The organism is Ilumatobacter fluminis (assembly GCF_004364865.1).
GTDB classification, from domain to species: Bacteria; Actinomycetota; Acidimicrobiia; order Acidimicrobiales; family Ilumatobacteraceae; genus Ilumatobacter; species Ilumatobacter fluminis.
This window is the reverse complement of the sequence record NZ_SOAU01000001.1, coordinates 2,666,464-2,685,650: the sequence shown is the minus strand read 5'-3', so window position 1 is coordinate 2,685,650 and position 19,187 is coordinate 2,666,464. Positions and strand designations below refer to the sequence as shown.

The window sequence follows — 19,187 nt, the reverse complement described above, 5'->3', positions numbered from 1 at the left end:
TATGGTGTGCCGATGACGTCGATGCCGGCGGTCGGGCGGGGTGTGCTCCGTACCGACGCCTACCAGGTCACGATGGCGCAGCTGTACTTCCGGTTGGGTCTGCACGAACGCCGGGCACGCTTCGAGCACTTCTACCGGTCGAACCCCGACTACGGCGAACACCAGGCCGGCTACTGCGTCACCGCGGGTCTCGGCCCCTTCCTCGATTGGGCCTCCGAGGCGCGTGCGACCGAGGGCGACGTCGCCGCGCTACGAGCCCACCGAGGACGCGCCGGCGACCCGCTGTTCGACGACGCGTTCTGCGACTGGTTCGCCGACGTCGACTTCGGCGGTCTCTCGATCTCGGCGGTACCCGAGGGCCGAGTGGTGCACCCGAACGCGCCGATCACCGTGGTGGAGGGTTCGCTCGGCGAGGCGCAGCTGATCGAGACGCCGCTGCTCAACCTGCTCAACTTCCCGACGCTCATCGCGACGAAGGCGTCGCGTGTCGTCGACGTGGCGCACGGCCGGCCGGTGCTCGAGTTCGGCATGCGACGCGGCCCGGCTTCGGGTGCCGACGACGGATCGCGAGCGGCGCTGATCGGCGGTGCGGTCGGGACCTCGAACGCGGCAGAGGGCTACCGGCTCGGCATGCCGCCCTCGGGCACCCATGCCCACTCGATGGTGCAGCTCTTCATGGCGCTGGGTGACGGCGAGCGAGGAGCGTTCGAGGCCTACGCCGACGTCTACCCCGACGACTGCCTCCTGCTCGTCGACACCGTCGACACGCTCGAATCGGGCATCCCGAACGCGATCGCCGTGTTCGAGCAACTCCGCAAACGCGGGCACGAGCCGGTCGGTGTCCGACTCGACTCGGGCGACCTGGCGTATCTGGCGGTGCAGTCGGCGAAGCGGCTCGACGCGGCCGGCTTCCCCGACGCGACGATCGTGCTGTCGAGCGATCTCGACGAGTTGCGCATCTGGCAGATCCTGCAGCAGATCGCCGATGAGGCCCCACGGTCGGGTATCGACGCCGACGGGGTGGTCGGCCGATTGGTGTTCGGTGTCGGTTCGCGCCTTGCCTCGAGCCATGGCGACCCCAGCCTCGACGGGGTCTACAAGCTCGTGGCGGTCGACGACGACGGCGACTGGCTGCCGGCGATGAAGCTGTCCGACAACCCGGCCAAACTGCTCAACCCGGGTCCGAAGCGGCTGTGGCGGCTCTACGACGCCGAGGGCACGGCGACCGCCGACGTGCTGTCGACGGCCGAGGAGGAGCTGCGGCCCGGTGACGACCTGGTCTTGCACCACCACGCCCGCAACGACCTGGTTCGGTCGCTGCCGGGTACACGGTGGTCACGTGCCGAGGAGCTCCTGCTCCCCGTGTTCTCCGACGGTCGGCCGACCGGGCCGGTCGACGACCCGTACGTCTCGGTACAGGCGGCTCGGGCCTGGCGTGACCACGACGTGGCGCTGCTCGACCCGGGTGTGCGCCGCATCGTCAATCCGCACGTGTACCACGTGTCGATCACCGATGCGCTCGCTCGCCTCAAGGCCGAGCAGATCGAGCGGTTCCGTCGCCCCGACTGACGTCCGATGTCAGCGGGCGGCGCGGCCGCGGGCGCCGACGACGATCAGCGCGACCGAGCCGAGCACACCGATCCCGCCAAGTACCAGCAGGACGATGCCGATCGGCAGCACGGCGTCGGAGCTGACGCCGACGTTGACGTCGGCGGCGACCTCGGGCGATCCGTCGGCGTTCATGACGACCACCGACCAGTCACCGTTGCGCGCCTCCCACTCGAGTTGTCGCACGCCCGGACCGCTCGCCTCGGCCACCCAGAAGGTCTGTTCGGTCGGCGGTGCCACGACGGCGTCACCGGCTCGCGGGAGATACGTCGGTGTCCGGTCGTCGAACGAGGTGATCTCGTCGAACGAGGCACCGTCGAGGTAGGCCTCGATGTCGTCGGTGGCCGCGATCCCGATGAAGACGTCGTCGGTGGACCGAGCGCCTCGGGCCTCGAGCCGGATGTCGGGATCGAGCCAGTCGAGCACCCACGGCCAGTCCTCGTCGTCGGCCGCCGTGTCCCACAGGTCGACGGCGGCGACCGCGACCCCGTCGGAGTCGATCCGGTCGATCGTGACGTCGAAGAAGCCGTCGTCGGCGACGCCGTGCGCGACGGTGATCGCAACGCCACCGGCGAGCATGCCCAGTGCCGGCAGCAGGGTGAGGCAGCCGATGACGAGGGCGGCGATGTGGCCGGCACCCCGCTCGCGTCCGTGCTGAGGCGGTTCGGTCGGGGCGAAGCCGGTCGGGGCGGTGCGGTTCGGGGGAGGGGGGACCGCATCGTCGACACTGGGCGGCGGGAGCGGTCCGGGGTTCGTCGCTGGTCGGGGCTCGGTCGCGTTCGTCATGGTTCCATCGTCCTCCTGTCCGGTGGCCGGGGGAACCTGGCCGATCGGACCATTTCCGGTGGGGATAACCCCACCGTTCGGCCGATGGACCGTTTGCGGGGTGCGGGTCGAATACGATGACCGAGCGTCGTTCGACACGCGCGTTCCGTAGCCATGGATACCCAGCCCGATCTGCTCCCATCGATCCCGTATGTGGTCGTCCGCGACGAGACCGTGATCGAGTACGCGGCAGATATCGAGCGTGAGCTCGGGGTCGATCCGGCGCCGGTGATCGGTCCGCTCGCCGCGCTCGGGCAGCGACTCGACGACGTGTCCTATGCCGATGTGATCGCCGGCCGGGCCGAGCTGCGTGTCCGGTTGGGGGCGCGTCTGGCCGACCGTCCGGTCCGACTGCGTCGACTCGCCTCCGACGGAGATCGAACCTGGATCGAGGTGCGCTCGCTCGCCGACGAGTTCCGACTCGAGACGCTCCTGCGTCGTTCGAACTTCGGTCACATGCTGCTGTCACCGCGCGTCGAACTCCTCTGGTCGATCACGTCGAACGATCTCGCCGACGTGTTCCCGGGCGACGACCCGATGAACTGGGTCGAGCTGATGGATCCCGACGACATGGAGTCGCTCGGTCGGGCGATCGCCGAGGTGGGCGCCGACCCCAACCTGCGGCGCAGCGTCACCCACCGACTCAACGCCGACCGGACGTACACCATCACCGACACGGTCGAGTCCGCGGTGCACGACCCCGACCTCCGCGGCGTGCTCGTCCGGAGTCGCCTCGAGGAAGGCGCCGACGTGGTCGACGGCGACACGGCATCGGCCTACGCCGGGGTCACCGTGTCCGATCACATGCCGATCGGCGTCATCGTCGCGTCCGACCAGGGGCGTGTCCTGCACCGCAACGCCGCAGCGGGCTCGTACGTCGGCGCTCGAACCGGACAGCTCGTCGTGCCCAACGGCGACGAGCCCGGCCTCTTCGAAGGGCTGGGTGCCGACCACGTGGCCAAGTTCGCCTCGGTCTTCGCCGCTGCGACCGCCGGCATCGCCGGCCACTGCACGCTGGTGTCGCCGACCGACCATCGCCGCTGGTTGCGGTTGTCGGTGTCACCCGCCGCTGCCTCGACGGTGGTCATCACCATCGAGGATCACACCGAGCTGGCCGAGACCGAACGGGCCCTGCGCGCGTCGAATCGCCTGCTCGAAGCGCTCGACGCCCACTCCGAAGACCTGGTGTTGGTGTTCGACGCCGTCGGGAGCAGCCACTATGTGAGCTCGGCCGTTGCGCGGCACCTCGGCGACGGTGTCGAGATCCACTCACTCGACGACCTGCTCCCGTTCGTGCACCCGACCGACCGACACACCGTCGACGAGCTGTGGCGCCGCATCCGCTCCGAGCCGTCGAGCTCGTCGTCGACCGAGTTCCGGCTGACCGGCGGCGACGAGAGCGCCAGTCGTTGGCACCACATCACGATCACCAACCTCATCGACGACCCCGACGTCGGCGGCGTCGTCGTGACGATGCGCGACGTCCACGAACGGCACCTCGTCGAGCGCGAGCTCCGCTTCAAGGCGACCCACGACGCGCTCACCACCCTGCCCGACCGGGCCGCGCTGCTCTCGCGCCTGGAGGCGCTGCTCCGCAAGGGCGAGCACGACGGGTGGCGAACGGCGATCGTGTTCTGCGACGTCGACCGGTTCAAGCTGATCAACGACAGCGCCGGCCACCGTGTCGGCGACCGTGTGCTCACCGAGGTGGCCAACCGGTTGCGCGGCGCGCTGCGCTCGAGCGACTTCGTCGGCCGGTTCGGTGGCGACGAGTTCGTGGTCGTGGCTCCCAACGTCGTCGACGACGAACACGCCCTCGCGCTGGCGCAGCGAATCTTCGATGCGGTCGTCGGTCCGGTGCGCGAAGAGGGCGTCGACGTCGACGTGACGCTGAGCATGGGCGTCGCCGTGAGCGACCAGGACTGCGCCACCGCCGCCGGGCTGCTGCACCGCTCCGACCTCGCGATGTACGAGTCGAAACGGACGGGGCGTGCCCGGATCACCCTGTACCACCCCGAGCTCGACCTCGGCGGTGACGGAGCGGGCGCGCTTCGGGCCGATCTGCGCGCGGCGATCGACGGCGAGCAGTTCTCGATCCACTATCAGCCGATCGTGTCGCTGGTCGACGGGCTCGAGTCGGGGTACGAGAGTCTGGCGCGATGGGAGCATCCGGAGCACGGTCTCGTCGGGGCCGGACGGTTCATCGCCGTCGCCGAGAGCGCCGGCATGACGACGGCGCTCGGTGACGAGCTGATCAAGCTCGCCTGTCGCAACGCCCGGGGTGCGCTCCGCGGGAACGGCTCGTTCGTGTCGATCAACCTGTCGTCGGCCCAGCTCAGCCATCGCGACGCCGCTGCGACACTGCTCGACCAGGTGCTGCTCAACGGCGTCGACCCGAGCTCGATCGTGATCGAGCTCACCGAGGCCGCCTTCGCCCAGGGCCCGACCGTCCAGGCGAACCTCGAGATGTTCCGGGCCGCGGGCGTGCGGATCTTCCTCGACGACTTCGGGGTCGGCTATTCGTCGCTCAGCCACCTCCACCACTTCCCGGTCGACGGGATCAAGATCGACACGTCGATCATCAACCCGACCGTCGACGTCGACCTCGTTCGACTGATCGTCGGCGTCGCTCGCACCCTCGGGATCAGAACGGTCGCCGAGGGCGTCGAACGGCAGGAGCAGCTCGACGTCGTGCGTGCCGAGGGTGTCGACTACGCCCAGGGTTACCTGCTCGGCAGACCGTCCCCCGCTCCCTCCGCCATCGCCAGGATCGATTGATGCCGAACCGTCCACCCACCTCGTCGGCGAGCGAGTTCGCCCTGCCGACCGACGACGAACTCGACCGCTGGCGCAACATCGCCGACCCGCCGGCCGACTATGCGGTCGCCGCCTACTTCGCCGCGGTCGACGAGGAGTCGCCGGGCCAGCTGTTCGGGCACCTCGTGCGACACACGCAGTTGCCGCCCGAAGACCGGGTGCCGGCGATCGCCGACTTCTTCGAGGCAGCGTCGGCGCGGCCCGACTGGGTCGACGACCAGGCGGTCGAGCGTGGGCAGGCGTTCTTCAACCGCCTCGTCTCCCATCAGTTCGCCGCGCTGTACTTCGCGTCGCTGCCCAGCTCGTACGCGGCGGCGAAGGGTGTGCAGGTGCTGCACATGACCGGTCGACTGCGCACCGACACCGAACGCCGCCTCAACGAGACCGCCCAGTTCATGATGGACATCTCCGGCCCGGGAGCGCTCGACACCGACGGTGTCGGGGTCCAACGCATCCTGCACGTCCGGCTGATGCACGCCGCGGTCCGGTGGATGATCGCCAACGACCCGTCGGTGAAGCACGTGCCCGACCTCGATCCGCCTCGGGTGTTGTTGCCCGATCTGATCTGGTCGTCGAGCTGGGGCCTCCCGGGCAATCAGGAGGACCTGGTCGGAACGTGGCTGACGTTCACGGCGCAGGTCTACGACACGTTCGACGCGAGCGGGGTCGAGTACACCGAGCGCGACATCAGCGATCATCTGCACATGTGGCGGCTGGTTGGCCATCACCTGGGTGTCGCACCGCGTCTCGTCCCGTCGAGCCGACGCGATGCCGATGCGCTGCACGAGATGGTCTGGCATCGTCAGCAGGCGCCGAGCGCTTCGGGCGTCGCGATGACCGAGGCGCTGCTCGATCAGGCGCACCATCACATGCCGCGCCCGACGTGGCCGCTCATCCCGACGACGTTCCGTCACTTCCTCGGCGACGACGTCGCCGACATGATCGAGATCCCACCGGCGAACTGGACCCGTCGCGTCTTCCCGGTGATGAACCGCGTCGCACGGTTCTTGACGCGGGGGAGTGCGAAGCATCCGCTCCACGCCCGGATGAGCGCGTACATGGGCCGCCACCTGATGCAGGGCCTGCTCGACGAGATGCGCCACGGCGACCGGCCCGACTTCGCCATCCCCGACCACCTGGCCGAGTAGCCCGTCCCGCCTGGGTGGCTTCGCTGCTCAGCCGAGCGGGGGCCGTCGACCCTCGGCCATGTGGGCGAGCTGCTCGTCGGTGAACGGTGGGGTGGTGAGCGTCAGCGTCTGCTGCCGACTCCGGAACAGGTTGACGATGAAGCCCATCCGCACGTGGAGGTCGGCCCAGTCGTGGGCTCCGCTGCCGATGCCGGTCCCGCCCGTCGGGTCCCAGGCCGACAGCAGCGCCGCCAGTTCGTCGGACACGATCGGGTCGAGCGCCGGCGGGAAGAGCGGCCCGTCGGCAGGCGGCGGAACATCGCGTGAGAGTCGCAGCGTCTCTCCCGGGACGTCCATCGTCATCAAGAGGCAGGTCGCGACGTGGTCCCAGAGGCGTGCGACGTGGCGTGCGACTCGCTGTTCGGCCGCCTCGGCCACGCGGCTGCGGACGAACGAGGGGAGCCAACGGCTGCAGAGCCGCTCGACTTCGGCGGCGACGTCGACCAGCCCGGCGTCGAGGGCCGACGCGACGTCGTCCTGGAGACGCTGTTGCTCGTGGAGCACGGCCGCGATGTTGGCGGCCAGGACGTACTGGGCGCGCTCGGTCGGGTCGTCGGCGGCGATCGCTCGCGCGTAGTCGTGGAAGGCGTCCCGGACGAGGGGGAGATCGGTCGGAATGGCCGCGCATCGGAGGACGTCGTCGACGTCGGCGGCGGTGACGACGTCGCGTCGTTCGATCTCGTCGATGAACCGCACGAACAGCGGACCCAGCTCGGCGAAGACGAGCGCATTGCCGTGGGCGATGTGATCGGCGACGTCGCCGAGTGCCTGGCGGATCAGCCGGTCGATGTGGACGCGGTGGAGATTGCCGACGAGCCAGTCGACGGCGGGATGGTGGTCGGAGCCGATCTCGACGATTGCGTCGACTTCGTGATCGCACTCTGCGAGCAGACGCTCGACGGCGTGCGGGAGTTCCTCCTGGCGGATCGAGACCCCGGCCGTGTTCGACGCCCAGATCGCGAACGTGCACCACGTCTGGTCGGTCCGGAGCCGGTCGAGGAGGTGGTGGGCGAAGCGCGCGTAGCACTCCGTGATCCACAAGTTGCGCAAGACGGGATCGTCGAGGCCGGCGATGCGGGCGATCTCGCCCTCGTCGGGCAGGGCGACGAACGGGGTCGTGTACGGGGCACCGTCGATCTCGAGGCTCACCCTATTCCTATCGGCACGATGGCCAGCGGACCTGAGGCGCCGTTCCGGGCGGCGCCGAACGGATCGTGCCCCGTACGCTGGTCGGATGCCCGATGCGCCCCTCGTCGCCGTCCTCGGTCACGGCATCTGCTCCGACGAACCGGTCCTGCACGCGGACGACCTCGGGTTGACCCGTGGCGACGGCTGTTTCGAGGCGACCCGCATCCAGGTCGACGGTGCGGGCACGCACGTCGACCACCTCGAGGCACATCTGGCCCGGTTCCGACGCTCTGCCGCGTCGCTCGAGATCGACGTCGACGACGCCGCGTGGCGGGCGCTGCTCGACGAGGTGATCGCAGCGTGGCAGCAGCCCGGTGAAGCGATACTCCGCTGGATGCTGACGCGCGGACGCGAGCGCGGCGGCGGCCCGAGCGGTGTCGTCACGGTCACCCCGCTCGACGAACGGACGCTGCGGGCCCGGGACGGCATCGCCGTCGTCCTGCTCGACCGGGGCCACCCGGCCGACGCCTTCGTCGAGCGGCCGTGGCTGCTCGGCGGGGTCAAGACGCTGTCGTACGCCGTCAACGTCGCCGCAGGACGCGAGGCGGCGCGGCGCGGTGCCGACGACGCGATCTTCGTCTCGACCGACGGCGTCGTGCTCGAAGCGCCACGGGCCGCTGTTGTCTGGCGGTTCGGTGAGCGGTTGGGCACGACCCCGACCGACGGCACGGGGGTGTTGGCGTCGATCACGTGCGACGTCGCGCTCGCGGCCGCCCGGTCCGACGGCGTCGGAGTCGATGTCGAGTTGCGACCCGTCGACGACCTGTTCGGCTCCGACGGCGTGTGGCTGGTGTCGTCGGGGCGACTGGTGGCGCCGGTGACCACGATCGACGGCCGTTCGATCGCCACCGACGACGCATGGACCGATCGCATGCGCTCGTTCACCACCCGTCGCTAGCGCCGTTTCGGCGGCGGTCGACGCGGGTACCGGCGGTCCACCCGAACGGGTGACCCGCCATGCCCGAAACGACGACCGAGAACCCAGCCCAGCGCGAGTCGATCGCCATTCCCATCGACCGCGTGGCATCGTTCGTCGTCGGCGTGCTCGTCGTGGTGGTCACCGCATCGTTCGCCCGCCGACTGGGTGATGTCGTCGGCCTCTTCCTCGCAGCCGTCGTGATGGCGATCACGACGTTGCCGGTGCAACGGTGGCTTCGGCGTCGGGTCGGCAACGCCGCCTCCTTGGTGATCACGGCGCTCGGCACGCTCGCCGTCTCGGCCGCCGTGATCTTCGTCGCAGTCCGCGACTTGTCCGCCCGAACGGCGCAGGTCGCCCAACTGGTCGATCGACGGCTCGACCAGCTGCGTGACGACTCGCTGCTCGCTCGCGTCGTCCGTGCCACGCGCCTCGACACCGGCGTCGCCCAGTGGCTCGAAGACCTCCCGGCCCGCATCGTCGTCGGTGCCGACGAGGGCAGCGAGATGGCGACCCAGGGATTCCTGTTCCTGACCGTCGTGGTCCTCGCGACGTTCCTGCAGGCGAGCGGCGGGGGCATCGTCGACTGGTTCGTCGGGCGGTGGCCGCGTGGCGACGACGGCCCCGGGCGGCGTGGCGATGCCCGCCTCCTCGTCGACGACATCGAGTGTCGTGGCTTCGGCTTCTTCCGTCGGACGCTCGCCGTCGTCGCGCTGGCGTCGACCATCGTCGGCGGTGTCGGACTGATCGTCGGGTTACCCGGAGCCGTCGGCGTGGGGATCTGGCTCGGTGTGTGGTCGGTGGTGCCGGTGGTCGGCAAACCGGTGGGGCTGCTCCCGGTCGTGCTCCTCGTCGCGCTCGATCAACGGCCCGTCGCCTACACGGTGCTCGCTGCGTCCGTCGTGGCGCTCGCCGTTGCACACGTGATCCGTCGACGATGGATCGAACCGCGCCTGCCGATGACCGTCGCGCCGTACACGCTGGCCGTCTCGGTGGGTGTCGCGGTGGCCGGTGTCGGCGGATCGGTGGTCGCACTCGCCGGTGCCGCCGCACTCGTCGCCGTGCTCGCCTCCGATCATCGCCCCGGCCCCCCGGTGTGGTGGGAGGTGCCGGCGGAGCACACCTGGATGCTCGGCGGCGTGGCGCTCCCGACGGGTTGGCGCCTGCCCGCACTGGCCGCAGCGGCCGCTGCCGGCGGTGTGCTCGCTTGGGTGGCGCTCGTCGATGCTGGACGTGCGGCCATCTGGTTCCTGATCGCCGGGTTCGTCGCCATCGCACTATCGCGTCCTGCCGGTTGGCTCGCCCGGCGCACCGGTATGCCGCATCGAGTCGCCGGACAGGTCGTCTGCGTGATGATCGCGCTCGTGCTCGCCGCCGCGACACTCACCGGTGCCGACGAAGGCGCCCGCGCCACGACGACACTCACCGAGCGGCTCCCCAGCATCGTCGCCGACCTCGAGGACGCGCCGCTGATCGGCGGGTTCCTGGCCGAGCGCGACGCCGCTGTCTGGGTCGAGCAACGGATGGAAGACCTGCCGCAGCAGGTGCGGACCGGACGACCGGCCGACTGGATGCCCTTCGTCGGCGATCGCATCCTCGACCTGTTCTGGATCGCCGTGCTCTCGGTCGCGTTGCTCGCCGACGGGCCGCGGCTGGTCCGGGGCGCGACGCGGTTGGTTCCGGCCCGGCACCGGCGGCAGTGGACCCGGCTCGTCGGCGCAGCCGGGGTCGCACTCGGCGGCTACGCAGCGGGCGCTGCGTTGGTCGCGTCGATCAACGCCTCGGTGATCTTCGTGATCGCCGTGCTCCTCGGGTTGGGGGTCGCTCCTGCCCTGGCGCTCTGGGGATTTCTCTGGAACTTCGTCCCCCAGATCGGTGGGTTCATGGGTGGCGTGCCGCTCGTCGTGTTCGCGTTCGTGCTCGGCCCGCTCGAGGGGTTGTTCGCCGGCGTTGCCTTCGCCGGCTACCAGCTGATCGAGAACCACCTGATCCAGCCGTCGGTGATCGGTGCCGCGATCGACATCGCGCCGTGGGGCACGCTGCTCGCCGCCGTCGCCGGCGGGGCCGCAGCCGGTGTGGTCGGCGCCGTGGTGCTGACACCGCTCGTCGGGGTGCTCCTCGTGATCCGACGGGAGCTGGCGAGCGACGACTTCCCGGGAACCACGGCGACGCAGTTACCGCACGTCCGGGAGCAGTCGGTCGACGCGGTCGTCAGCCAGGTGTGACCACGTTGGCGCACGCCTCGCCGGCGAGCACGGTGGAGATGTTGCCGAGCGTCGTGGTCGCGATCGCGTCGAGGGCCTCGCGAGTGAGGAACGCCTGGTGGGCGGTGATCAGGACGTTGTGGAACGTGAGCAGGCGGGCGAACACGTCGTCGTCGATGATCTCGTGGCTCCGGTCCTCGAAGAACAGGGCGCCTTCCTCTTCGTAGACGTCGAGGGCGAGTGAGCCGATGCGGCCGCTCTTGAGGCCCTGGATGACCGCCTCGGTGTCGATCAGGGCGCCGCGGCCGGTGTTGACGATCATCACGCCATCGCGCATCGTGGCGATCGACTCGGCGTCGATCATGTGATGTGTGTCGGGGGTCAGGGGGCAGTTGAGCGAGATGATGTCGCTCTCGGCCATCAGCTGATCGAGTTCGACGTACTCGACACCGAGGTCGACGAGGTGCTGGTCCTGCTGCACGTCGACGGCGAGTACGCGGCAGCGGAGGTGCCACAGGAGGCGGGCGACGATCATGCCGATCTTGCCGGTTCCCACCACCCCGGCGGTCTTGCCGGCCAGGTCGAAGCCGACGAGGCCGTCGAGCGCGAAATTGCCGTCGCGGACGCGGTTGTGGGCGCGGTGGATGCGCCGGTTGAGCGACAGGATGAGCGCGAGGGTGTGCTCGGCGACGGCGTTGGGGGAGTAGGCCGGCACGCGCACCACGGTGATGCCGAGGCGTTCTGCTGCGTCGAGGTCGACATTGTTGAAGCCGGCGCAGCGGAGGGCGACGATGCGGGTGCCGCCGGCCGCCAGGGCTTCGAGCACGGGTTCGGAGACGACGTCGTTGACGAACACGCAGACGGCGGGCGCCCCGGCGGCGAGGTCGACGGTGTCGGGGCCGAGTCGGGTCTCGAGGTAGGTGAGGGCGTGGTCGTGATCGGCGTTGGCGCCGTCGAAGCCGGCGTGGTCGTAGGGCTTCGACGAGAACAGTCGGACGTCTGCCATGCCCGCGACGCTAGTGATTCCGCGACCGGCCTCGCGACGAACGAATCCGACCCCCTTCGTCACGTGTCTCGGCGGCGTTCGAGGCCGTCGACGATGAGGTCGAGGACGAACCGGAACTCGTCGGGCCGATCCTCGGAGTGGTCGTGGTGCTGCTCGTGGTAGCGCACGTGTTCGACCATGAGCGGGAACGTGTCGGCGCTGACGTCGCGGCGGAAGCGGGCCATGCCATCGGCCAGGTTGTTGTCGGGCGTCGAGTAGCCGAGCTGCTGCTGGGTGAAGCCGGCGACGTGGATGATGATGGCGTGGTAGCCGAGGTCGCGCAGGTGATCGTCGAACCCGCCTGCGGTGAGCAGTTCGAGCAGTCGCTCGGCGTGGCCGAAGCGGTTCGGGCCGGGGAACTGGACGGGGATGAGCGGCGCGACCCACGGGTGGCGCACGAGCAGGTGGTGGGTCTCGACCGCCAACGCGATCACGCCCTGTTTCCACCCGAGTTCGTCGGGGATGGTGGGCAGCTCGGCGTAGATCTCGTCGACCATGCCCTCGAGGAGGTCGTTCTTGTTGGCGACATGGTTGTAGAGCGACATGACCTCGAAGCCGAGCGCGGCGGCGACCTTGCGCATGCTCACGGCCGACACGCCGCCTTCGTCGGCGAGGGCGATCGCCTGCTCGAGGATGCGTTGCCGAGAGAGCGGAGCACGGTCGTCGGTGCTGGTCGTGGAGGTATCCGGCGTTTCTCGGGCCGACGGGGTTGCCATACGTACAGTGTACGTCTACAGTGGTTCGCAGTCCAACGTACGCTGTACGTAACCGATGACAGGAGTCACGATGAAAGCGATCGCCCACGACCGATACGGGTCGCCCGACGAGTTGGTGTTCCGCGACGTCACCGATCCCACGCCCGGGCCCGGTCAGGTCGTGCTCGACGTGCACGCAGCGTCGGTCAACCCGCTCGACGTCCACATGATGACCGGCACGCCGATGCTCGTTCGGCTGACGGCCGGCCTCCGTCGGCCGAAGCAGACGGTGCGCGGTGCCGACGTCGCCGGCGTCGTCGCCGCGGTCGCCGACGACGTCACCGATCTGGCGGTCGGCGACCGCGTCGTCGGCATGGCCCGAGGGAGCTTCGCGGAGCAGGCGATCGCGAGTGCCGGAGCACTGACGACGATCCCCGACGAGATGAGCTTCGCCGACGCTGCTGCGCTGCCCGTCGCCGGCGTCACCGCACTGCAGGCCATCCGCGACTACGCCCGCGTCCCGGCCGGAGGGTCGTTGCTGATCATCGGTGCGGCCGGCGGCGTCGGCACGTTCGCCGTACAGATCGCCGCATCGATGGGCATCGAGGTCACCGGCGTGTGCAGCACCCGCAACGTCGAAATGGTGCGCGAGCTCGGTGCCACGCGGGTGATCGACTACACCAGCGAGCGGGTGGTCGACGGGACGAAATACGACGCGATCATCGACAACGTCGGCAGCCACTCGCTCGGCGACATGCGCCGCTCGCTGACCGACGACGGAGCACTCGTCATCGTGAGCGGGAAGAAGGGGCGCTTCATCCGGCCAGTCGACCGTGTGGTGGCCGCCAAGTTGCGCTTCCTGTTCGGTTCGCAGCGCGCCGAGAGCTTCACGGCGACCGAGACGCCGGACGAGCTGCGGGAGCTGCTCGGTCTGATCGAGCGCGGCGAGCTGCGACCGGTGATCGATCGTCGCTTCCCGCTCGCCGACACGGCCGAGGCGATGCGTTACGTCATGACCGGGCACGCCCGGGCCAAGGTCATCATCGACGTGGTGGCGTGATGTCGTCGGTCGAGATGCGTCAGGCCGGCGCGAGTTCGAGTGCCAGGTCGAAGCGGAAGTCGGGGAGCGAGAGGCGGCAGACGTCGCCCTCGCACGTGAACGGGATCGGGGCGAGGCGCTCGCCGATCCACGTGTCGTACGGCGTCGCGCTGTAGTCGCCGTCGGGGAGGCCGTCGATCGAGATCGACACGCCCGACAGTGCGGGGCGGGCCCGCATGGCGTCGAGGTCCTCGACGTCGGTCTCCGATCGGGCGGCGCCGGTCGTGTCCTGGATCCAGACGACGCCGCCGCCTTCGGAACCGACGCCCCACGCCCGTGCGGCGGCGTCCGACGGGGTGACGGTGAGCTGTTCGGGGTCGAGCCGCACCATCGGGATCTGCTCGGCGAAGGCGACGAACCGGGCCATGTCGGCGGCCTGGTCGTCGTCGAACCGGCCGTAGTCGTAGCCGTCGTTCCACTCGATGGGGGTCGTCGCCCCGCCGGCGGCGAAGGTCGCCCAGGTCGCGTTGTGCGAGAACTCGGGGTACGTGCCGGGGCGGCGGTCGCCGTACTCGCCGATCCAGTTCGGCTTGTCCTGGAACTCCCACATGTCGATCGTCCAGTCGGCCATGATCTCGGCCGCCTCGATCGGGTTGGCGTGGAACTGCTCGTACACGTGCATCTGCGGGACGTCCATCACCTCGAACGCTGCCGGCCACCAGTAGCCGCCCGAGCCGGTCGCCGTCGTCGGGTGGCGGTACGGGTCGTGGTCCTGGAAGTAGGCGTTGAGTCGTTCGTGCCACGCGTCGGTCTGCTCGTAGGAGTTGGTGCCGTTCACCTCGGTGATCGTCTGCCACATGGCGATCGCGGGTGAGTGACTCCATCGGGCGATGACGTAGCGGTAGTAGTTCTCCTGCCAGGCCCAGGCCTCGTCGTCGACAAAGAAGTCCTCGGGTCGGTCGACGAGTTGGTTGAAGCCGTTGCGGCCCCACTCGCCGGTTCCCCACGGGTGGTCCTCGGTGCGGAGGAGTTGATGGATCCAGATGGTGAACGCCAGGGAGATGCCGTTGCGCTCGGCCTCGGCGACGACCAGGTCGACGGTGGCTGCCGAGCCGGCGTTGTACGTGTCGTACGAGTTCTGCACCAGGTTCGACGACCACTGCGGCCACCACATCTCGAAGTTCTCGCCGATCTCGGCCATGTCGGCCATCTTCGAGAACGTCTCGCCACTGAAGCCACCGAACGCCATCTCGAGATCGGCGTGGCCGTAGCCGAACCACGGAGTGCCGTCGTCGTGGGCGAAGTAGCGGGTGCTGTAGTCGGGGTCGACGTCGCTGCCGACGCGGATGAACCCCGGATGGTCCGATGCCGTGGCCGAGAACGTTCCGCTCGTCGGACGGCTCGCGCCACGCGCGTCGGTCGCGACGACGTCGTAGGTCCACTCGCCGGGCTCGTCGGCGGTGATTCGGAACGTCCAGCCGTCGTCCGCGTGCCAGAAGCCGGGCACGGTCCGTTCGGTCCCGGTGGGGGAGGTGAGGGTGAGATCGAGTGCGATCTCGCGCTGGTCGAAGTGGTTGTCGAACTCGGCGCTGACGTCGACGAGCAGGTCGAGGCGCTCGTAGGTCGCGACCGTGTCGGCGGACGCCGTCACCGATTCGACGACGGGCAGATCGTCGGGGATCGTCGGTGACTCCGGTGCGGAGGTCGTCGGCGGGTCGGTCGATGGAGTCGTCGTAGAGATCGACATCGCCACGGTCTCGCTCGTGTCCGTCTCGGTCGTGTCGGTCTCGCTCGTGTCACCGGCGCCGCTGCATCCGGCGAGGAGCAGCACGAGCGCGACCCGAGAGCGCTTCCGACGGTTCCCCCAATTGTTCCCCACGGGGACGGTCTAGCAGACCTGGAAACGCTCCCAGGTTCGTGCGGAAGGCTCAGGTGGGGCGTTCGGTCCGTCGGAACGGGCGCCGGGCCGGGAACGGCTCGACGGGGTCGTCCGGATGAATCGAGCGGGTCTCCGAGCGGCGGCCGCCGCGGTGCACGAAGTCGCTGACGTACAGCTTGGGCACGATCTTGAAGATCGAGAGCGTGACGTAGAGGATCGTGTTGATCGCCACGAAACGGGCCAGGATGCTGAACCAGTCCGACGCGAGGATCGTCGACGGCAGGACGTCGAGGGCGAGGATCATCACGCCACCGTCGTCGGTTCGAGGGGGCGGTCTTCGGGGGCGTCGACCGTGGGAGGTTCGACAGCAGGCTCGTCCGGGGCGGGGTCGTCGACCGGATGGTGGACGTGCGCCCAGGCGGCACGACGACCGATGGTGATGTCGAGGACGCCCTTCATGTAGACGACGTCGAGGAACAGGTCGTAGAGCAGCTCGGGGAAGATGAGCGCGGCGAGTCCGCGAGCACGCCAGCCACCGTCCCAGACGCCGATGACCCGGTCGACGACGAAGGTCGCCCCGATGACGAGCCAGAACGGATACCAGACCCAGTCGGGTGACGACAGGACGGTGAGTGCGATCAGGAGCCAGAACGCCGAGAGGGCGATGACGCTGTAGCCGATGCCGAGTTGCTGGGCCCAGTACCGGACGAGCGACGACCGGAAGCCGTAGGCGCCGAGGTTCTCGAGGGCGCCGCGCTGCCAACGCAGGCGCTGGTTCCAGAGGTGGCGCCACTTCGGCATGAGCTCGGTGACGACGCGGCACTCGCTCGGGCTCCACATGAGGCCCCCGAGCGTCTTGAGCGCGAGCGTCAGCTCGTTGTCCTCGGTCAGTGCGGTGGTGTCGTACACCTTGCCGTGCGGGCCGGGCAGCAGCGCGCCGCGCATGGCGGCCACGGTGCGCAGACCGCGCGGCCGGAACATCGACGCCGTCCCGGTCAGGACGAACACGCGCCCGCGGCGACGTTCGAGCTCCCGGCTGTAGCGCAGGTACTCGTTGCGCTGGAGCTGGGCGAGCAGACCGCGACGTTCTTCGCCGTAGAAGAGGCCGCCCACCGCCATGATGCCTCGGTCGGCGGTCATGCGGTTCGCCGCCACTTCGATGAAGGCAGGATCGAGGATCGTGTCGGCGTCGACGACCAAGACGCAGTCGTTCTCACCCAGTTCGTCGAGCTGGAACGCGAGGGCCTGGTTGAGCGCTCCGGCCTTTTTCTCGGTGTTGCCGACGGTCTCGAAGACCTCGGCGCCGTGTCGGGTGGCGACCGCCACCGTGTCATCGGTGCAGTTGTCGGCGACGACGACGATGCGTTCCGGGGGTCGGGTCTGGTCGAGCAGCGAATCGAGCGTCGCGCCGATCGACGCCTGCTCGTTGTGCGCCGGGATCAGCACCGTCACGGTGACCTCGCCGTGGAACTCACCGCGGGTTTCGGCGAGGACGGTGCGCGGTGACAGTGGCTTGGTCGGGTCGCCGACGGACCGACGAGCTCGATTGTTGACGACTCGCTCGGCGACGGCGACACCGACGGCGGCCAGCACGGCGATGCCGAGCGCCGCCACGATGACGGTGATCGACGGCATGTGCGCGTCGTAGAGGATGTTCCACGTGCCGATCGCTGCGGTCTCGTGGAGGCCGATCGCCATCTCGGGCATCCACCGGGCGGCGCCGTACCACAGCAGCGCTGCGGCGCCGGCGACCACGACGAGCACGAACACGCCCACGAGGCGTCCGAGCGGGGCGTTCGGGGTGGTCGTACCGATCGATGGTGCTGGTGGATCGAGGTGATCGTCGGAGCGGGTTCGCTGCGACGTCGAGGGGGGACGCGTCACGCCTCTGCGTCGGTCGAAGACGCGCGTGACTTGAACGTTTTGTGGTGTGGTCGTCGTGTGACGTGAGGCGGGCTGGACCCGACCCACCGTCGGGCGCGTCAGCCGTTGCGCTTCTGGATGTTGGCCCACTCGTCGCGGAGGCCGACGGTGCGGTGGAACCACATCGGGTCGCGCGGGTCGAGCGCGAAGTAGCCGAGTCGTTCGAACTGGACGACCTCGCCGGGCGTCGTGTCGCCGAGTGCTGCCTCGACCTTGCACTCGGACAGCACCTCGCGTGACGAGCGGTCGAGATCGTCGAACGGATCGCCCGACTCACCGCCCGGCACCTCGGCCGAGAAGAGTCGTTCGTAGAGGGCGACCGTGGCCGACAGGGCGTGGGGCGCCGAGACCCAGTGCATGGTCGACTTGACCTTGCGGCCGTCGGGGGCCGAGCCGCCCTTCGTCTCCGGGTCGTACTCGGCGAGGACCCGGGTGACGTTGCCGTCGTCGTCGGTCTCGAAGCCGGTGCACGTCACGAGGAACGCACCGCGGAGGCGTACCTCGCGGCCGGGGGAGAGACGGAAGAACTTCTTCGGTGGGTCGACCATGAAGTCGTCCTGTTCGATCCACAGTTCGCCGGTGAACGCGACCGAGCGGGTGCCGTCGTCGGCGTTCTCGGGGTTGTTCACGATGTCGAAGTGCTCGACGACGGGTTCGCCGTCGTCGCCGGTCGGCCAGTTGGTGATCGACAGGCGGAGCGGACGCAGCACCGCCATGCGGCGCTGGGCCGTGCGGTTGAGGCGTGTGCGGACGAACGACTCGAGCAGTTCGATCTGGTGGCGGCTGTTGGTGCGGGCCACACCGATGTAGGTGCAGAACTCGCGGATCGACTCCGCCGGGTAGCCGCGTCGGCGCAGGGCGCGCACCGTGGGGAGGCGGGGGTCGTCCCAGCCGTCGACGACGCCGTCGGCGACGAGTTGCGCGAGCTTGCGCTTCGAGGTGATCGTGTGGGTCAGCTCGAGGCGGGCGAACTCGGTCTGGTACGGCCGATCGCTCGGGAGCGGCAGCTGTTCGAGGAACCAGTCGTAGAGGGGGCGATGACTGTCGAACTCGAGGGTGCACAGCGAGTGGGTCGTGCCCTCGATGGCGTCGCTCTGACCGTGCGCCCAGTCGTACGTCGGGTAGATGACCCACGAGTCGCCGGTGCGGTGGTGGTGGCCACGGCGGATGCGATACATGACCGGGTCGCGCAGCTGCATGTTCTCGTGCTGCATGTCGATCTTGGCGCGCAGCACCATGGCGCCGTCGTCGAACTCGCCGGCACGCATGCGACGGAGGAGGTCGAGGTTCTCCTCGACGGAGCGGTCGCGGCAGGGCGACTCGATGCCGGGCTTGCCGTAGCCGCCGCGCTGGGCGCGGATGGTTTCGAGATCCTGGTCGTCGACGTAGGCCTTGCCGTCGTGGACGAGGAGTTCGGCCCACTCGTAGAGCTGCTCGAAGTAGTCGCTCGCGTAGACGACGTCGTCGGGCTCGTAGCCGAGCCAGTTGAGGTCGGCGATGATGCCCTCGACGAAGGAGGTGTCCTCGGTGTCGGGGTTCGTGTCGTCGAAACGGAGCACGCACGTGCCGCCGAACTCGCGCGCGAGTTCGAAGTCGAGATGGATCGCCTTGGCGTGGCCGATGTGGAGGTAGCCGTTCGGTTCCGGTGGGAAACGCGTCTGGACGCGGCCGCCGAACCGGTCGGTGGAGAGGTCGTGCTGCACCCGCTCGCGCACGAAGTCGGTCCGTTCGGTGGACTCCTCGGGAGTGGTGTCGGTGTCGTCGGCTGCCATAGCGGCCTCCAGTATGGAGGGCAGCGGGCGCCCTGCGGGTCATCGGTTCGGTGGCGGGCGCTTCCACCCGGTCGGGTGTCGGTACGAGG

Annotated in this window: 14 protein-coding genes; 6 read left to right on the top strand and 8 right to left on the bottom strand. The window is 69.3% G+C overall.

The window, feature by feature from the left end:
- The first annotated feature begins 12 nt into the window (after positions 1 to 12).
- Entirely contained in the window at positions 13 to 1,569 is a 1,557-nt protein-coding gene (locus BDK89_RS12175) for a nicotinate phosphoribosyltransferase (RefSeq protein ID WP_208294058.1), read from the top strand.
- A gap of 9 nt (positions 1,570 to 1,578) precedes the next feature.
- On the opposite strand, the gene BDK89_RS12170 is transcribed toward BDK89_RS12175, so the two are convergent.
- Positions 1,579 to 2,394 carry a hypothetical protein gene (locus BDK89_RS12170; RefSeq protein WP_133869199.1) on the bottom strand — a complete coding sequence of 272 codons (816 nt, stop codon included), beginning with the start codon at positions 2,392 to 2,394 and terminating at the stop codon, positions 1,579 to 1,581.
- A gap of 153 nt (positions 2,395 to 2,547) precedes the next feature.
- On the opposite strand from BDK89_RS12170, the gene BDK89_RS12165 reads away from it, so the two are divergent.
- Positions 2,548 to 5,211, top strand: a complete 2,664-nt coding sequence (locus tag BDK89_RS12165) for a putative bifunctional diguanylate cyclase/phosphodiesterase (RefSeq protein ID WP_133869198.1) — start codon at positions 2,548 to 2,550, stop codon at positions 5,209 to 5,211.
- Positions 5,211 to 6,398 carry an oxygenase MpaB family protein gene (locus BDK89_RS12160; RefSeq protein ID WP_133869197.1) on the top strand — a complete coding sequence of 396 codons (1,188 nt, stop codon included), beginning with the start codon at positions 5,211 to 5,213 and terminating at the stop codon, positions 6,396 to 6,398. The genes BDK89_RS12165 and BDK89_RS12160 overlap by 1 nt, the downstream gene beginning before the upstream one ends.
- A 27-nt stretch (positions 6,399 to 6,425) precedes the next feature.
- Here the strand turns inward: BDK89_RS12160 and BDK89_RS12155 are convergent, their stop codons facing one another.
- Positions 6,426 to 7,586, bottom strand: coding sequence for a hypothetical protein (locus BDK89_RS12155; RefSeq protein ID WP_133869196.1), 1,161 nt, complete (start codon positions 7,584 to 7,586; stop codon positions 6,426 to 6,428).
- A gap of 85 nt (positions 7,587 to 7,671) precedes the next feature.
- Between BDK89_RS12155 and BDK89_RS12150 the strand changes: the two genes are divergently transcribed.
- Positions 7,672 to 8,523, top strand: a complete 852-nt coding sequence (locus tag BDK89_RS12150; protein ID WP_133869195.1) for an aminodeoxychorismate lyase — start codon at positions 7,672 to 7,674, stop codon at positions 8,521 to 8,523.
- Positions 8,524 to 8,582: 59 nt separating this feature from the next.
- A complete protein-coding gene (locus BDK89_RS12145; RefSeq protein WP_133869194.1) occupies positions 8,583 to 10,766 on the top strand; it encodes an AI-2E family transporter in 2,184 nt (727 codons plus the stop codon).
- Here the strand turns inward: BDK89_RS12145 and BDK89_RS12140 are convergent.
- Together BDK89_RS12140 and BDK89_RS12135 are read right to left on the bottom strand one after the other, a co-directional pair.
- Entirely contained in the window at positions 10,753 to 11,751 is a 999-nt protein-coding gene (locus BDK89_RS12140; RefSeq protein ID WP_133869193.1) for a 2-hydroxyacid dehydrogenase, read from the bottom strand. The two genes, BDK89_RS12145 and BDK89_RS12140, sit on opposite strands and share 14 nt — an antisense overlap.
- Before the next feature lie 59 nt (positions 11,752 to 11,810).
- Positions 11,811 to 12,506, bottom strand: a complete 696-nt coding sequence (locus tag BDK89_RS12135; RefSeq protein WP_133869192.1) for a TetR/AcrR family transcriptional regulator — start codon at positions 12,504 to 12,506, stop codon at positions 11,811 to 11,813.
- 55 nt (positions 12,507 to 12,561) lie between these two features.
- On the opposite strand from BDK89_RS12135, the gene BDK89_RS12130 reads away from it, so the two are divergent.
- Positions 12,562 to 13,545, top strand: a complete 984-nt coding sequence (locus BDK89_RS12130; protein ID WP_208294057.1) for an NAD(P)-dependent alcohol dehydrogenase — start codon at positions 12,562 to 12,564, stop codon at positions 13,543 to 13,545.
- Positions 13,546 to 13,564: 19 nt separating this feature from the next.
- Here the strand turns inward: BDK89_RS12130 and BDK89_RS12125 are convergent, their stop codons facing one another.
- The 4 genes from BDK89_RS12125 to BDK89_RS12110 all read right to left on the bottom strand — a co-directional run bounded on the left by BDK89_RS12125 (position 13,565) and on the right by BDK89_RS12110 (position 19,098).
- On the bottom strand, positions 13,565 to 15,403 hold the full coding sequence (locus tag BDK89_RS12125; RefSeq protein ID WP_133869191.1) for a DUF5060 domain-containing protein: 1,839 nt from the start codon (positions 15,401 to 15,403) through the stop codon (positions 13,565 to 13,567).
- A gap of 49 nt (positions 15,404 to 15,452) precedes the next feature.
- Positions 15,453 to 15,707: a hypothetical protein gene (locus tag BDK89_RS12120; RefSeq protein WP_133869190.1), complete on the bottom strand. Its 255-nt coding sequence runs from the start codon at positions 15,705 to 15,707 to the stop codon at positions 15,453 to 15,455.
- Positions 15,707 to 17,287, bottom strand: coding sequence for a glycosyltransferase family 2 protein (locus tag BDK89_RS12115; RefSeq protein WP_208294056.1), 1,581 nt, complete (start codon positions 17,285 to 17,287; stop codon positions 15,707 to 15,709). Before BDK89_RS12115 ends, BDK89_RS12120 begins: the two co-directional genes overlap by 1 nt.
- A 98-nt stretch (positions 17,288 to 17,385) precedes the next feature.
- On the bottom strand, positions 17,386 to 19,098 hold the full coding sequence (locus BDK89_RS12110; protein WP_133869189.1) for a glutamine--tRNA ligase/YqeY domain fusion protein: 1,713 nt from the start codon (positions 19,096 to 19,098) through the stop codon (positions 17,386 to 17,388).
- Between the last annotated feature and the right edge of the window lie 89 nt (positions 19,099 to 19,187).